We start from the raw sequence: 15,897 nt of genomic DNA, 5'->3' as shown, positions 1-15,897 counted from the left end.
TTTTTACCCGTTTACCAATTAGATTGGTTTTAGCACCACAGCCGTGTAGCGGCGGGGAGAAAGATATTGTTGAGCTAGGCGCTGAAGGTCTAAGGGCCCAAATGCTTTAATCCTCGTGGGATAGCTAAGCGCTAATTCCGCAGTGGCGATCGTATTGTAATATCCGTAAAGACCTGCTAACTGTCCCGGCGTTTCGAGCGAGAAAGCAAAATCGTTGCACAGCAAACGCTTACAGCGAAGCAATTCTACCTCGGAAACCGGCTCAGACTGCAATTCCCAAAGCCGATCGCAAATCCGAGATTCCACCTGTTCGATATCCTTCGCCTCCAAGACTGCACTGATAGTAAATAAACTCGATTCCCGTTGCAACGAGAAAGTGCTGTCGATCGCCTCTACCAATTGTAATTCTTCCCGCAGTTCCCTGACTAAACGCGAAGTCCGCCCGTCTGCGAGCAACACCGACAGCAAATCCAAGCCGCAAGCACTTTGCAACTGTTCAACTCCCGGCCCCGTCCAGGCCATCATCAGCCGCGCTTGTTCCAATCGGGGGAGACAGAGTTCCTGACGGCGAATTTCTATCAGTGGCGGTTCCGCTTCTGCGGTTAATTTGGGACAATCCCACCGCTCGGAAAACTGCTCGAATGCTTTCCCCGTGACATCCCTAGCCTGTTCTTCATCAATTCCCCCGACTACCACCACAGTCATATTTTCCGGCTGATAGTGCGATCGATGGAAACAGCGCATTTCGTGGGGAGTTCGCGACATCAGCAACTCTTCCGTGCCCAATACCGATCGCCTGTAGGGATGACGCTGGTAAACTGTTTCCATCATGGCTTGGAAACCCAGCCAATCGGGATTGTCTTGAGCTTGACGGATTTCTTCTAGCACCACATCTCGCTCGCGATCGAATTCCCGATCGGGAATCGAAGCCCGCAGCAGCAATTCTGCCAGCGGCTGCGCTGTTTCTGCTAAATAATCGGCCGCAGCGTTGACGAAAAAATGGGCGTAGTCGTGACTTGTAGCTGCATTGGCGACACCGCCGCGATTTTCGATTACCTGGTCAAATTCTCCCGGGGCGATCGAATCCGTCCCTTTAAATATCATGTGTTCTAAAAAATGAGCCATTCCCGACCAAGAATCCGGCTCCAGCGTAGCGCCAGCCCTCACCCATACGTCTAGCGCGACCACCGGTGTGGCCGAAATCCGCTGGTGAATGACCGTTAACCCGTTGTTGAGCTTCCAGACATTGGCTGGGAACTCTAAAGCAGTGAGCAGTTGAGACAAGCTAGTTATTCTTAAACTTTAGTTAACTTCGGCTGCAACTATCGTAGCGCTTTACAGCTATGCGATCGGGATTAATTGATACAAAAGTCAGTTGTCACTGGGCCCTTGTCAGTTGGCCCTTGTCAGTTGGCCCTTGTCAGTTGTTATTAAGGGTAATTTTAGATTTTTTTTAAAACGACCTTAGCCTTAATTAATTACCATTTTTTTGCTCAAAAGTCAATAGGTTGCGCGGGATATTAATGAATCAGTCGGGAGAAAGAGGATGTTATCAGAATATTTCAATAAATTAAGAGATGTAAGAACACTAAAGACATTGAGAGGAGAAACGACAGATGGTAGCTACCTTAGAAGATACCAAGCGCCAAGCGATCGCAACTAAATTAGCAGACATGAAAGCGCTGCAAAACCTGTTGATCGCCAACGAGCAATTATTCATCAATTCCTGTAACGACTCCGAACTAGCCCAGCGCTTCCGGGATATGCTCGAAGACGATCGCAAAAACTTGGGTGTATTAGAAACCGTAATCGTTCAATACGGAATTCAAGCCGAGCCCAAAGAAACCAGCACAAAAATGATTGAAGAAGTTCAGAAACTCATGAAAGGTTCTGAACTGACCATGTTTGAAAAAGTCGCTCAGCACGAACTGCTCAAACACAAACAAACCATGGCTGGCTTATTAATTCACAAAGCCGCTCAAGTAGTCGGCGCCGACATCGAAGCTGCCATTACCCCGCTCAATACAGTTAACTTTGAGAACCGCGCTCACCAAGAACAACTCAAAGGAGTTCTCGAAATTTTAGGCGTGCGCGAACTGACCGGCAAAGACCCCGACCAAGGCGTTTGGGCTCGCGTGCAAGATGCAATGGCCGCCATGACCGGCATCATCGGCGGTGCAGTTACCCGCAGCAAAGATGAGATGAACATCACCGAAATCCTCACCATGGATCACCGGAAAGCCGATACCCTCTTTATGGAAATCGCAAGCACCGACGATCCGAAAAAACTGCAAGAATTCTTCGGTCAGTTGTACAAAGATTTAAGCGTCCACGCAGAAGCAGAAGAACAAATTGTTTACCCAGCAATTCGCAGCTACTACAGCAACACTCAAGAACTGTACAACGAGCAAGCAGAAATGAAGCAAATGCTCGCCAAGATTAAGTCAATGAACCCCAGTTCTTCTGATTTCAAAGCCCAAATCAAACAGCTCCAAACAGCAGTTCAGGAGCACGTTAAAGAAGAAGAAAGCGATATGTTCGCTCAAATTCGCCGCAACTTGAGCGAAGCGCAAATGGAACAAATGGCTACTCAATTCAAAGCAGCCAAAAGCACAATGCAGCAAGAAATGGCTAACCTGAAATAATTTAGCAGCGAGCTAATTGTAGCTCTAGCTGAGCTAAAAACTAGCTAAACTGCAACCTATCAATCCCGCTACGTGGGTAGCGGGATTACTGTTTTTTGAAAGACAAGTTAAAAAAATAAATATATTATTTATTTGTAGGGGCGGGTTTCACGAAAGATACAGCATATTCCATGTATATGCGGTAAACACAATCTTGTCGTAAGCATCGGTGCGTCGCCACCAGTCAATCTGCAAGTTTCATTAAACATGAGCAGATCCGCACCCTACATAACAATGTACCAACAATTAAGGCGGATACTGTACTTCATGAACCACCGAATATGCTGTATTTTGGGAAATTCATAATCTAAATAAACCCGCTCCCCTAGTTTTGGAGGGCGGGTTTATTTAGATTATGAATTACATCAAAGATTTTCGGTGAAACCCGCCCCTACGAGGATTGGGAGCAAGAAGATTTTAGCCATTAATCACAGAACCGCCGTTGGGATGCAAAATTTGACCAGTCATGTAAGACGAATCTTTTGAAGCTAAAAACACGTAGCTGGGGGCAACTTCATCGGGTTGACCGGCGCGTCCCAAGGCCGTATCTGCACCAAATTTTTCCACTTTTTCTTCAGGGAAAGTTGCAGGAATTAGAGGCGTCCAAATCGGGCCGGGGGCGACTCCGTTGACGCGAATTCCTTTCTCAGCTAAACTTTGAGACAAGGAGCGAGTAAAGGCAACAATTGCTCCTTTGGTGGAGGAGTAATCTAACAATTGTTGATTGCCTTTGTAAGCGGTGACAGAGGTAGTGTTGATAATTGCACTTCCTTCTTTGAGGTGTTTGAGAGCGGCTTTGGTGAGATAAAACATCGAGAAAATGTTGGTGCGGAAGGTGCGCTCTAATTGTTCGGCGGTGATGTTTTCGATGCTTTCTTGGGGATGCTGTTCGGCGGCGTTGTTGACGAGGATGTCGAGATGGCCAAATTCTTTAACTGTTTGTTCTACAAGGTTTTGGCAGACGCTTTCATCGCCGATGTCGCCGGCGATCGCCATACAGCGCTGGCCTTGTTGTTCGATCGCCTCTTTGGTCTTTTTAGCATCATCATCTTCGTTAAGATAGCTGATGACCACGTTAGCGCCTTCCTTGGCAAAGGCGATCGCCACGGCGCGCCCGATCCCACTGTCTCCGCCGGTAATTAAGGCTACTTTGTCGCGCAATTTGTCGCTACCACGATATCCCTCCGCGAAGGATTGAGGTTGTGGAGTCATCTCGGATTCAATACCGGGTTGTTGTTCTTGATGTTGAGCCGGATTAATCTTCTGTTCGGTTGGCATAAAAAATTCCTCTAAGTTCTACCTCTATAAATAAAGGTTTTCTGTCACTAGGGAATCGCTCTTTTTGCCGATCGCGCTCTACGACTAAAGACAGTAATTAAAGAGATAAATAAACCCGTCAGCCGATCCCATGATTGTGGCGGGCTGGTTTATATAAATTGTGAGTTTTCCTCAAAGATTGTCGGTAAAACGCGCCCCTACGAGCATCGGGATATATTTGTTGTAGAGGCGGGTTTCACGAAAAATATTTCCGGTAATTAAAGAAATCGATAAACCCGCCCCGCGAGCCTCTAATTATTGTCAAAACAGCAAAAAGCACGTCAAAACATCATTTGACGTGCTTTTTAAAGAAGCTAGTTGCTAATTGCTGAGTCTCGAACTAGAAACCTAACTTAAGATTAAAACAGCAAATTCGTAGGCTCAGGAGCACCGACGAACAATGATTCATCACGCTGAGCTGCTAAAAACGGTAGGATCGCAGCCTGTGCCCCCTCTTCCAACTTCTTGCCAATAATATTAGCCGCACCAGCATTCTCAAGTACGATCGAGTTGTCAAAGCTGACTTGTGGAGCGACTGAGCCACTGACGTTAGTCAGACTATCTGGAGTATCAATCACACCCGTGTCGCCAGTCAGCGGATCGATGCTCCGAATAGCTATTCCTTGTTCCGTCGGTACTGGCGCCGGCACGATCGGCGTTACAAAAGTATTTGGCCCCGGCACAGAGAACGTAACAGGGTTAGGCCCTGTCGGAATCGGGAACTGGTTGGGAACATTCGGATCGTTGAAAACTTCCAATACCGAGTAGTTGCCCGGAGCTAAATTGGTGAACAGGGCAGTACCAGTCGCATCACTCCTTACCAGAGGCTCGGTAGCAGCATCGTAGCGGCCGTTCCGGTTCAAATCCAAAGTGAATGGGATGCCCTCCAAAGGAGGCTCACCCTGATCTTGCACGCCGTTGCGGTTGTCGTCCCGGAATTTGGGAACTATCAAGTTAAAGAACTGGCCGTTGCCCACCAAAGCACAAGTAAACGTTTGGTTGGCCCCCAGAACGATGTCCAGTGGTTGAGTAGTTTGGAAAGAATTGGAAGGAACCACTTCCCGGACTCGGTAAATACCGGGGGTCAAATTGCCAAACTCCCAGCGACCGAACTGATCGCTGACGGTACTTGCTTCTCCGTCATCAAGGGCGTCGTTACCGTTGGTGTCGAGGAAGATTGTGACTCCTGCGATCGGCGTTTCAAAGCCGTCTCGGTAGCCGTTGCCGTTCAAGTCTTGGAATTTGCACCCAGTGATGCGGCTGTTGGGGGTGTTGCCAAAGACGACGTTGGCATCTTGAGTGCTGAGGTTGAACTGCACCCGATCCGGAGTAGTTGGACTAAAACCAGCTTGCGGCACTTCCCGAACCACATAATTGCCCGGTTCCAGGTTGGTGAAAGCACCGCGCCCGTTGGCATCAGTTACTAGCGACTGTTCCCCTGTGTCGAGGGCGCCGTTGTCGTTGGCGTCAAGGTACACCGTGATGCCGGGAATGCCCACTTCCTGTAGAGTGTTGGCCGGTTCGTAACGACCATTAGCGTTCTGATCGTTGTATTTGAAGACCGTGATGTTAGGGCGCGTATTCCCGACAGCACCGCTACCTGGATTTACCAAAATCGGGGTGAAGAAGACTGCGGGTTCGGGGTTGACCGGCGGGAAGGGGGGCGGGAAGTTCGCCGCAACGATCCGCTGGCCGCCTGGAACACTATCATCTGCGACTATGAAAGGCAGTGTTCCCTGCTGCCGCGATAGGGCGCCTGGGGCTGTAACTTCTACCGGGTTCTGGGTAGTGTTAATTGGCGGCTGGTTGGGTATGAATGTTTCAAAGGTTTCCAATACCGAGTAACTGCCAGCTTTCAAATCTCTGAAGGTAGCCCTACCATCAGGGCCAGTGAACACCTGCGGTTCGCCCGCGTCTGTCCTGCCGTTCCGGTTCAAATCGAGGATGAACGGGATGCCTGAGAGGGGAACTTCGCCTCCATCTTGTATGCCGTTGGCATTGTCGTCCCGGAATTTGAAGATCGGGATTTCGTACAGGGGAGTGTTGCCTACTTGAGCGCAGGCCCAGATTTCGCCAGGGCCGAGGTTCACGTCAAGCAGGGGGGTGCTACCGGGGGGGGTGCTTTGGGGAAAATCTCTTTCTAACGGTTCAGTGCCCGGCCCGTTGGCGCGCTCTTCCCGAATCCGGTACTGCCCAGCCGGCAAATCAGTGAATCGGAACTCGCCGTTTCTATCGGTTAAGGTAGTGCGTTCCCCTGCATCTAGCTGACCGTTGTTGTTGGCATCGATATAGATTCTGACGTTTTCCATCGGGGGTTCACTCCCGTCTCGAAAGCCGTCGTTGTCTACGTCGAGGTATTTGCAGCCAATAATCTGACCGCCCTCGATGGGAGCATTGCCGAACAACACTGTGGCATTAGTTCCCGCGAGGGTGACGACGACTGGGTTGGGAGTTGTCGGGGTGAATCTGGGTGGCGAGATTTCCCGGACTGTATAGGTGCCTGGAAGCAAGCCTGGAAATACGAAGTTTCCGCTGGCGTTTGTCAGCGTCGAGGGTTCACCTGGATCGACAGTGGTGTTGTTATTGGTGTCAATAAAGATTTGGACATCGCGCAGTCCCGGTTCGCCCGGTTCTCGAACGCCGTTGCCGTTGAGGTCATTGAACTTGGTACCCTGGATACCCGCAGGAGCGTTGCCAAAATTGATGGTTGGCGGTAGCACTATTGGGGGTAATACAGGAAGTACCTGACTAGCTATTCTTTCTTCTGCCATGATTTTCTTTTCCTTCACACCTAAATCTACGTAAGCTACAGGCTACTGTATCACTTTGTCAATCAGCAGTTAGCTGCTGCTAGCGACTGACGATCGCTACTCAATCATACATACGTCTACGTTGCTCAAAGGTTCCTCATCTAACCTCCGGCTTACTCCAGCTTTGTCGCACGAGATTATATCAGGTTTTGAATAGCTGTGGCAATTTGAGCGCAATATCTTCAAGATTTGCGCCCTGAGTTCTTCTGCCCGTGGACACTTGCTGTTTAGAGCTGGAACAACGTTAAGATTCACTGAACCTCTGTGAATTGAGCGACCTGGCCACGAGGGCGATCGCACTTGGGGAATTGTCTGATTATTCCTAAAAACAGGTATGATACTACCTCTGAATCTTGCTCCTCATATACAAGCCAGCTTTGGGCTTCCCGGAACTCTGGCTATGCGTTGGAGGTTGCCAACAATAGGGTATCACGCGATCGCCCTTTAACCTCTTCCTAATTTTTATCTGCGGTTTGGGATGTGGGGCGATCGACTTTTGTGTCACCCTACATAACCGAGAAATCTCTCGCGCCCATCTGCACAAACGAGTGAGCGATCGCCCCATTAATTAATTCATTTCTATTGACAAATTTACCGATTTGTGCATTATGATTCAAACCTAAATTCTGTTGCCCAAAGTTAGGAATATTGCCTAAATTTGCAAAAAATCCATCACTCAAAAATTTACTAATTCGATCGCTATCATGACCCTGGCTCAAAAGCAAGCTATCGGCCCTCATATTACCTGCAGGTTCGGGTCCGGTATAGCTGTTGGCATCCGTCAGCGGGTCGCCCTTCCAGGATTTAGCCGCCCTACCCTCAGCCTCTCCCGTTACCAAATCGATGCTGCTGGCCCGAATCTCTGCCGAGACAACAACCACCGCAGGCGGAGTAGTTTGAATAAAACCGGGGGGCGGAACTTCCCTGACAACATAACTACCTACCGGAACGTTACGGAAACTGTAATTGCCCTCAAGGTCGCTTAAGGTACTCGCTTCACCCGGATCTAAACTGCTGTTGTTGTTGAGGTCGATGTAAATTTGAGTATTGGCGATCGGCGGTTCCCCAGGATCTAGGCGGCCGTTGGCGTTAAAATCGTTAAATTTCACACCGCTGATCGTGCCAGTCACCAATACATTGCCAAAGCTGAGATTAGTGGCATTTGTGCCGTTGCCCACGCTAATCGGAGTCGGATTTGGCGTGGTTTGTTGAAAACCGGGCTGCGGGACTTCCCTCACGACATAGGTTCCTGGAGGCAAATTGATAAAAGAGAAATTACCTTCGGGGTTGGTTAAAGTCGAAGGTTCGCCCGGATCTAAACTGCCGTTGTTGTTGAAATCAACGTAAATCGGCCAGTTGGCAACTCTCGGTTCCGTCGGTTCGTTGATACCGTTAGCGTTGAGGTCGTTGAACTTGAAGCCGCTGATGCTGCCGGTGGGAAAATTGTTGCCGAAATTGACGCCGACTGCGTTGGTATTGCCGGTGATGTCGATCGGGCCTGGATTTGGCGTAGTCTGTACCCATCCTGGTTGCTGGATTTCCCTGACCAAATATCTGCCGGGAGAAACATTGGCAAAAGTGTAGTTCCCTTGCGGGTTGGTGATGGTGTTGGGTTCGCCCGGATCAAAGCTGCCGTTGCCGTTGAGGTCGAGGTAAATTTGCCAGTTGGTCAGAGGCGGGTCTGTCGCATCTCGGACGCTGTTGGCATTGAGGTCGTTGAACTTGACACCGCTGATGCTGCCGACAAAAAAGACATTGCCAAAATTGATGTTGTTGACAGTGGCGTTGGAAGTAACGTTAACCGGGCCGGGGTCAGGCGTGGTTTGAAGAAAACCCGGTTGCTGGACTTCTCTCACCAAATATGTATCTGCGGGAATATTGACAAAAGCGTAATTGCCTTCAACGTTTGTAAAGGTAAAAGGTTCGTCGCCGTCTAGCCTGTTGTTGCGGTTGAGGTCGAGGTAAATTTGCCAGTTAGCTAGCCCTTGTTCCCCAGGATCTCGGCTGCTGTTGTTGTTGATGTCGTTGAATTTTGTGCCTGCGATCGTCCCTGCGTTGAAGTTGTTGCCAAAATTGATATTGCCAGCGTTTGTGCCACTGGTAATTGTGATGGGTGCGGGATTTGGGGTAGTTTGGCGAAAGTTCGGCTGCTGGACTTCCCTAACTTGGTAAGTGCCCGGTGGCAGGTTGGCGAAGATGTAGTTGCCTTGCGGGTTTGTGAGGGTGGAAGGTTCGTTAAACTCAAGCTGGCCGTTGTTGTTGAGGTCGAGGTAGATTTGCCAGTTGGGAATGGGGACTTCTCCGGGATCTGGGAGGCCGTTGGCGTTAAAATCGTTGTATTTAGTGCCGCTGATGCTGCCGACTTGGAAGTTCCCGATGTTGACGTTGCCGATGTCTATTTGGCTGGCGGTTCTGAATTCGGACATGGTGTTGCTGGGGCCCAATGAACGCGGTTCAATGTTTTCTGTAGGGCAATCTAGCAGTTTTTTTGCCAATTGCAGCTATTTCAGGGGTTGACACTCCCCTGGCTAAAGCCGAGGGGATTCTTGATTCGCAGAATCAACTTGCCGATGCAGAATTACTTCAACATCGGTAGCGGTCAATTCTCCACAAGCGTTCGGATCTAAGATCCTAGTTCCGACGTGCCCCGTCGTACTTAATCCCCGACTTAGGATGTTTTTAGCTGCGTTCCAGTCACGATCTAATACGCATCCACACCGACAAGCGTGGGTTCGTGTTGATAGACTTTTCTTAACAATTGTTCCGCAGCTAGAGCATTCTTGACTTGTTCCGTTAGCTGGTACGGCAATCGTAATTCTTCCGAATACTTTGCCGAAATACTCCAACCAAATTCGGAACATATACCAAGATGCGTCGTTAATCGATTTTGCTAAAGAGTGATTCTTCACCATATTTTTGATCCTCAAGTCTTCGTAGGCTACACAGTCGTTAGACTGGATGACGCATCTTGCTAACTTCACGGCAAAATCTTTACGCTGTCTACTTATTTTGAGGTGGCGCTTCCCTAGAATCGCTCTAGCTTTTTTTCTGTTTTGTGAACCCTTGACTCGCTTTGAGACTCGTCTTTGGGATTTTTTCAACCTGCGTTCTCCCTTGCGGAGGAAACGCGGGTTCTCAATTGCAACCCCATTTGAGTCTGTGTAGAACTCTTTAATTCCTACGTCTAACCCGATGGCGTTACCTGTGACTTCAGTCTTTTCAGAACGGTTAACTTGAATGCAAAACTGGACATAATATCCGTCTGCCCGTCTCACCAAACGTACTCGCTTAATTTGACTACGCTGATAGAAATGTAAGTCGCGTGTTCCTTTTAATTTGAGCTTCCCGATTCCTTGCTTGTCGGTAAAAGTGATGGATTTTCGGTCGTCTGCCAAGCGCCATCCCGTAGTCTTGTACTCGACGGATCGGTTGTCTTTCTGGAATTGCGGGAATCCTTTTTTTCCTGGGACTTTCTTTTTACAGTTGTCGTAGAATCGGGAGATCGCCGACCACGCTCTTTCTGAGCTAGATTGTCGAGCCATGCTATTCAAGTCATCGCAAAACGTCCATTCCTTAGCTAAAACAGCGCTATACTTGTTCAATGCGTATTTATCGACATTTTCGTTTTCCATCCAAAACCGCAATGCTTTGTTTCGGATGAACTGCACCGTTCTAATTGCTTCGTTTACAGCGTCAAATTGCTGCTTTTTACCGTATGCTTTGAACTCGAAAACTAACATGACTTCGACCTGATCACGATAGTCTTATGCTAGCAGCATTGGCTTAACCTTACTCTGAGGGTTCACAAAGATTTACATAGCTTTACTCTACAGCGCCATCCTGAAATCTAAGAAAATAGACTGGGAGGCTAAAGCCTCCTTGCCCCTTTCATCCCCGGACTAAAGTCGCGGGGTTTTCAGGATATTATTTATAAATTTTTTTTAGGAAAGGGAAGGGGAGAGGGGGAGAGGGGGAGAGGGGGAGAGGGGGAGATTGGGAGAGGGGGAGATTGGGAGAGGGGAAGATGGGGAGAGGGGGAGATGGGGAGAGGGGGAGATTGGGAGAGGGGGAGAGGGGGAGATTGGGAAAAATCTTCACGCTTGACTTGTTGGCTTAACATCCATCCGTTAAATTCTCCCTTGCCAATGCGTTGCCGAACTTCACGCTTGACTTATTGGCTTAACATCCATCGGTTACATCCCGTAGATTGCTCGTTGCCGAAATTCCCAATTTTTTCCAGATTTGATGTACGATCGCTACCAGTTTTGCAGAGGTCGAATTCCCAATGTCCCAAAACTTGACAGCAAGCTGGAATGACGCCCGCGAGGTTCCGAGTTTGCTCTTTGGCTGGAGTTTGTGCGGTTTATTGGCAATAGGCTCGATCGCCCCTACTCCTGCTGTCGCACAGCTACCTACCTCCGAACAAGTTAACAGCAACAGCCGGATCGCTCAAACAGGTGCGATCGTCCGCCCCGCAATCAAATTGGGCAGCCGCGGCTCGGAAGTGATCGAACTCCAAGCTGCTCTTCAATTGTTGGGCTTTTATACTGGCTCTGTAGACGGGATTTTCTCACAAAGCACCGCTAGAGCTGTGTCTCAGTTTCAGGAAGCAGCAGGCTTGCCTCCCGACGCCATAGTCGGTCAAGATACTTGGAATCGGCTGTTTCCTGCGACTCCGAGCGCGATCGAAAACCCGATCGCCAACGATCCTGTAACTGGCGACAACTCAGAGATTAGCCCCGAAGCGCAGCCAACCAATTTTCCAGTTTTGAGAAGACGAATGCGGGGGCCGGCAGTCAGAGATTTGCAAGAGCGGCTGCGGGCCAAGGGATTTTTGCGGGTGAGTGCTGACGGCGTGTTTGGCCCGGAAACTCAAGCTGCTGTCAAGGCGGCTCAGCGACAATACCAATTGCCAGCAGACGGCATTGTCGGTCGCGCAACTTGGGAAGCTCTGCTGCGTTGACAGCAAGGTGTAGAGTCTTGGACGCAGCAAGACTCAAGAAACCGGGTTTTTTACCTATAACTCTGGATGTAACGCCGTATTTTTGTAAAAAAACCCGGTTTCTGATATCCCCAAAGTCGAGATTTTATTAGCAAACTGCACATTGTGCGACCTACTAATTTTACAAATTGTTAATAATCGATTTGGGAAGTATTTCATCACATCAAAAAGTGTCAAGTTTGGTAAACAAAGTGTTTTTATGGGCGGAGTTGGTGTTAACTTAAAAACATGAGGGGCAAAACCAAGAAGCACAAAAAACTTGGATAAAAAATTTGGAATTAGAGTATTTGTCCCGATCGGCTCTAGTCCGCAGGCAACGCCTGAACCGTGTAGCTTATTAGCAAAGAAAGGTTGATATTGCGATTCGTATTGGTTAGATAGCTTGAGGCTATTGCATGAATCAAAAGTTGCGATCGCACAGTCAAACACAGAAGTCTGAATAGACTCCGCTGATAGCTAGCTCGTCTCCAGAGTAGTTGCAAAAAAGTCCACCTTAGTTGTAGTTTGCTGAAACTCAGTAGAGCTAAAATCCCACTTGAATCAACTTAATTTACAAAGTTTTTAGGGTCTGGCATCCGATATGCTAGGCCCTAAAATTTTGTTGTTGGTTATTGGTTATTGGTTATTGGTTAACCTCCTTTAAATGCCGAACAGCTTAGCCGGAAAGGATATTCCCAATGCCCAATTCCCAATGCCCAATGCCCAATTCCCAATGCCCAATTCCCAATGCCCAATAACTATTTAATTTCTTCAATTTGAGCATTCAAACCGTTAGCGCTGAGCATTTCTAGCAATTCCTCAGCTTTTTCGCGTTCCCGAAAAGCACCGGCTTGGATCACCGGTCGTCCGCTGGAAAAAGAGCGAAAAGCACCGGGAACGAGGGATTGCATTTTTTGTCGATCGCCCCAACTGTTGGCATCCACCACAACTCGATACCGGAAACCCAAAGCTCTGGCTCGATCGAATGACGGCGAATTATCCGCGGCATCAGGCCAAGAATTCCCCCCTAAAGCAGCAGGTACATAGCCGCCCCTTCCGATCGGAATGTTGCGGCCCGGAACCGGCAATCTCCCCTCGGAAGAAACCGAACTCGAACTATCAAAATTGGGAGGAATCATTGATTGCTGTACCGAAATTTCTGAAACAGATCGATAATTCGGATCGGGCACAGGAATTGCGATTGTCCCTGGGACTACCGATGAAGCACCGACATTCCTCCCAGAAAGCTCTTGGCGCTGGGCGCTTCGCGGTGCGGGTCGATTTTGCACCGGTCGCCTGGAAACGGGCGCAGGCGGGGGAAGTGGCGCTCTTTCAACTCTGGGACTTAGTCGCCCAGGAGTGTAAACAGGGAGAGAAGTGTCGGGGCCACCGATGCTGGGAGGTCGATCGGCTATACGCTGCAAAGCACTTCCCCCCATTGGCCCTGGGGTAAAAGTTCCCGCCACATCAACCGATCCCGTCGTCCGGCTGCTCGACAATTGATTGCCGTAAGCTGGGATTACTTGACCTTTGGCCGCATTGTTCACATCGTACTGGCCGTTGTTGCGAATGACATTGCCCCCTGGTTCGGCTGCTGTTCCCAAATCCGGCAGAGAACTCGATATCGCCACAATTCCGTCCCGCCGATTACTCTCGATATAATTGTTACGCAGCACCGGTCTAGCATTAGCTTGCACCACTACGCCGTCCTTATTGCGAGTAATTTTGTTCCCAATCAGCAGAGGCGAAGCGTTCTGCGCTACATTTACCCCAAATCCCGTGTTTTCAAACACATTATCTCGAACTTCCGGCTGGGAACTGCCAAAAATCGTGATGCCGTTAGCTCCATTTTTCGAGAAAACATTCCCGCCAATCGTCGGCCTGGAAGTACCCACTACCGAAATTCCGTCGTGAGTGCTGCCAGAAAAAGTATTGTTAACAACTGTCGGAGAACTCGATTCGATCCACAAAGCGTAACCGCGAGAGTTGGTATTCGTCACCGTCACCCCGCTGAGTCCCGCCCCGTCTGCGCCTAAAATCGCAATATTTTGACCCGCCGAAGTCGGACTGATAAAGTATCCTCCGCCTTTGATGAGAATATTCTGACCGCGAGTGTTGGGATTTCCCTGAACTGTTACGCTGGGCCTGAGCATTAATGGAAATTTTTCGCCGGTTTGCTCGCTGTAAGTACCGGGCGCTAGCAAAATAGCTGTTTTGGGCGGGGCCACGCTTAAGGCGTAGGTAAGGGTTTTAAACGGAGCTCGATCGCTGCCGTTGCCTCCTGTGTCGCTGCCCCCGATCGAGCTGACGTACAGTATGTTAATCTCGCTCTGCAGCGTCTGAGAAAGTAGCTGCACTCCGGGTATCCCGGCAGCGATAACTGACGGTTGATGGTTGCCAAGGGCGGTCATCGCAAAGACGAGTAGAAGGCAAGAACTCAAACAAGATTTTTGCGATCGCTTTTCTTTGCACCAGGTCTGTTGTAAGTAAATCAGCATAAACAAACGCAACTTATCTGTGATCCGAGTTTCGCCTCCGGTGTTTCGTGTCGGGTTTTCGCGATCGAAATTTAAAGACGCCCGCCTGCTTGGGTTGTTCTCCCTTAATCTTTTGTGTTGTTCTGCTAACCTCACGGCTCTCCTCCCAAGTGTGGTATGCAGCTTAACGATTTCACTCTCATCAAGTTTGATCTATTATGCTTCGTTTTTCTCAAATTCAATAAAACTTAAAAATTTGTCTAAATTAAATCGGTTGAGGTAAAAATTAGGCCGATCGCTTTGCTACGATCTTGACCAAGAATTTCAAAGGTGGTACAAGCCCCCCCTCTCGATCCGTGGAATCAATCGAAAGCATCTCAAATCTAAAATCCTTGCGTCCCCCGAATTTATCTCGCGCAAGTCAATCCAAAATCCAAAATCTAAAATCTAAAATCGAATGACGGCGTGGGAGAATATAGCGGTTTGACTGGTAGGATTAATTATAATTAGGGTGGTTGTGAATGACCGACAAACAAAACAGAACTTTACCGGCACAGCCAGCCCTCTGCCGGATTTTAGATGCAAATTTAGATCGATCGCGCGAAGGGTTGAGAATTATTGAAGAATGGTGCAGGTTTGGTCTCAACAGCTCGGATTTAGCTGGCGAGTGCAAGCAACTGCGTCAAGAATTGGCTGCTTGGCACGTCGCAGAATTGCGAAGTGCTAGGGATACGCCGGCCGATCCGGGTACGGAGTTGACTCACCCGCAGGAAGAGCAGCGTTCGAGCATTCAGCAGCTACTGGAGGCGAATTTCTGTCGGGTGGAAGAAGCTTTGCGGGTACTCGAAGAGTATGGCAAAATTTACGATCGGAATATGGGCGCGGCTTTTAAGCAGATGCGCTATCGGGTTTATACTCTCGAAAGCGATTTGCTGGCTTACCGGCGCTACCAGCAGTTACTTCGATCGCAGTTATACCTTGTAACTTCGCCGAGAGACAACTTGATGGGAGTCGTGGAAGCTGCTTTGCAAGGGGGACTGACTTTGGTGCAGTACCGCGACAAAACCTCAGACGACGGCGCAAAGCTGGCCAACGCGCGTAAGCTTTGCGAACTTTGTCACCGCTACGATGCTTTGCTGATTGTGAACGATCGCGTGGATTTTGCGATCGCAGCGGATGCCGACGGCGTACACTTAGGACAGCAAGATTTGCCTGTGGCGGAAGCGCGCAAGTTGCTCGGCCCGGGACGGATCATCGGTTGTTCGACTACGAATGGCGAGGAAATGCAGCGAGCGGTTGATGCGGGAGCAGATTATATTGGAGTTGGGCCGGTCTACTCCACTCCTACTAAACCTGATAAACAGGCCGCAGGTTTGGACTATGTGCGGTATGCTGCTACTAAGTCACCGATTCCGTGGTTTGCGATCGGCGGAATTGATATCAACAACCTCGATGAAGTATTGAATGCCGGAGCTCAAAGGGTTGCCATAGTACGCGCGATTATGGAAGCAGAACAGCCTACTTTAGTGACGCAGTTTTTCATCTCGCAGTTGATTCGGATGCAGAATCTGAAAGCTCAGAAAGCTTTGCACGGGAAAAGCTAGGTTGATTGGGGATTTGTAGGGCGG

General features: G+C 49.1%; 9 protein-coding genes. 3 read left to right on the top strand and 6 right to left on the bottom strand.

The genetic code is table 11. The annotated features are described in order from the left end of the window. Positions 1-18: 18 nt before the first annotated feature. Positions 19-1,284: a pitrilysin family protein gene (locus tag QUA88_RS06010; RefSeq protein ID WP_333270788.1), complete on the bottom strand. Its 1,266-nt coding sequence runs from the start codon at positions 1,282-1,284 to the stop codon at positions 19-21. 332 nt (positions 1,285-1,616) lie between these two features. On the opposite strand from QUA88_RS06010, the gene QUA88_RS06005 reads away from it, so the two are divergent. Further along, positions 1,617-2,645 carry a hemerythrin domain-containing protein gene (locus QUA88_RS06005; protein ID WP_333052069.1) on the top strand — a complete coding sequence of 343 codons (1,029 nt, stop codon included), beginning with the start codon at positions 1,617-1,619 and terminating at the stop codon, positions 2,643-2,645. 456 nt (positions 2,646-3,101) lie between these two features. Here the strand turns inward: QUA88_RS06005 and QUA88_RS06000 are convergent, their stop codons facing one another. From QUA88_RS06000 to QUA88_RS05985, 4 genes are all read right to left on the bottom strand, one after another. Continuing rightward, a complete protein-coding gene (locus QUA88_RS06000; RefSeq protein WP_333052065.1) occupies positions 3,102-3,962 on the bottom strand; it encodes an SDR family oxidoreductase in 861 nt (286 codons plus the stop codon). Positions 3,963-4,360: 398 nt separating this feature from the next. Beyond that, positions 4,361-6,772, bottom strand: a complete 2,412-nt coding sequence (locus QUA88_RS05995) for an SdrD B-like domain-containing protein (RefSeq protein ID WP_333270785.1) — start codon at positions 6,770-6,772, stop codon at positions 4,361-4,363. Between the two features lie 545 nt (positions 6,773-7,317). After that, the gene (locus QUA88_RS05990; protein WP_333270782.1) at positions 7,318-9,237 is read right to left on the bottom strand and encodes an SdrD B-like domain-containing protein; all 1,920 of its coding nucleotides are present in this window, start codon (positions 9,235-9,237) and stop codon (positions 7,318-7,320) included. Positions 9,238-9,339: 102 nt separating this feature from the next. Further along, entirely contained in the window at positions 9,340-10,551 is a 1,212-nt protein-coding gene (locus QUA88_RS05985) for a transposase (protein WP_333052058.1), read from the bottom strand. A gap of 545 nt (positions 10,552-11,096) precedes the next feature. Between QUA88_RS05985 and QUA88_RS05980 the strand changes: the two genes are divergently transcribed. Continuing rightward, complete coding sequence (locus tag QUA88_RS05980) at positions 11,097-11,774, top strand: peptidoglycan-binding protein (protein ID WP_333052055.1); 678 nt, start codon at positions 11,097-11,099, stop codon at positions 11,772-11,774. A gap of 776 nt (positions 11,775-12,550) precedes the next feature. Here the strand turns inward: QUA88_RS05980 and QUA88_RS05975 are convergent. Beyond that, positions 12,551-14,425, bottom strand: a complete 1,875-nt coding sequence (locus QUA88_RS05975) for a DUF1565 domain-containing protein (RefSeq protein WP_333052052.1) — start codon at positions 14,423-14,425, stop codon at positions 12,551-12,553. Between the two features lie 365 nt (positions 14,426-14,790). On the opposite strand from QUA88_RS05975, the gene QUA88_RS05970 reads away from it, so the two are divergent. Further along, on the top strand, positions 14,791-15,873 hold the full coding sequence (locus QUA88_RS05970; protein WP_333052050.1) for a thiamine phosphate synthase: 1,083 nt from the start codon (positions 14,791-14,793) through the stop codon (positions 15,871-15,873). Positions 15,874-15,897: the final 24 nt, after the last annotated feature.

It is taken from the genome of Microcoleus sp. D3_18_C2, from assembly GCF_036702395.1.
Taxonomy (GTDB): Bacteria; Cyanobacteriota; Cyanobacteriia; order Cyanobacteriales; family Microcoleaceae; genus Microcoleus.
This window is presented reverse-complemented; position numbering and strand designations above follow the sequence as displayed.

Excerpts from the sequence above, each read along its gene's own strand:
- QUA88_RS05990 (WP_333270782.1), bottom strand. The coding sequence starts at position 9,237 with ATGTCCGAATTCAGAACCGCCAGCCAAATAGACATCGGCAACGTCAAC.
- QUA88_RS05980 (WP_333052055.1), top strand. The coding sequence starts at position 11,097 with ATGTCCCAAAACTTGACAGCAAGCTGGAATGACGCCCGCGAGGTTCCG.
- QUA88_RS06000 (WP_333052065.1), bottom strand. The coding sequence starts at position 3,962 with ATGCCAACCGAACAGAAGATTAATCCGGCTCAACATCAAGAACAACAA.
- QUA88_RS05985 (WP_333052058.1), bottom strand. The coding sequence starts at position 10,551 with ATGTTAGTTTTCGAGTTCAAAGCATACGGTAAAAAGCAGCAATTTGAC.
- QUA88_RS06005 (WP_333052069.1), top strand. The coding sequence starts at position 1,617 with ATGGTAGCTACCTTAGAAGATACCAAGCGCCAAGCGATCGCAACTAAA.
- QUA88_RS05970 (WP_333052050.1), top strand. The coding sequence starts at position 14,791 with ATGACCGACAAACAAAACAGAACTTTACCGGCACAGCCAGCCCTCTGC.
- QUA88_RS05995 (WP_333270785.1), bottom strand. The coding sequence starts at position 6,772 with ATGGCAGAAGAAAGAATAGCTAGTCAGGTACTTCCTGTATTACCCCCA.